Source organism: Psychroserpens mesophilus (assembly GCF_050617655.1).
Classification (GTDB): Bacteria; Bacteroidota; Bacteroidia; order Flavobacteriales; family Flavobacteriaceae; genus Psychroserpens; species Psychroserpens mesophilus_A.
The window spans coordinates 1-257 of record NZ_JBODQC010000280.1 but is presented as its reverse complement, the minus strand read 5'-3'; the positions used below and the strand labels follow the sequence as shown (position 1 = coordinate 257).

At 39.7% G+C, this 257-nt stretch carries 1 pseudogene; it reads right to left on the bottom strand.

Annotated features, from left to right (window positions below):
* A pseudogene (locus tag ACRHNM_RS17265) lies at positions 1–255 on the bottom strand (hypothetical protein); the annotation flags it as partial.
* Positions 256–257: the final 2 nt, after the last annotated feature.

The window sequence follows — 257 nt, the reverse complement described above, 5'->3', positions numbered from 1 at the left end:
CATATGGGCCTGCATTTTTTCCTTCATTTCAGGATTCTTGTCCATCATCATTTTCATATTTCCCGACTCCATCTGTTCCATATGGGTCTTCATCAATATCTTTTTGGCCTCTTCGTTTTTCCGAGCCTCACTGATGAAGTTTGTAAACTGTACCGGGTTCGAGATAATTTCCTGGTAAATGGCATTTCTATTTTCTTCGACCTGCATGGTCTCGGAAGCATTGAAAGTTGATTTACATCCCGTAATTGTTCCAATAA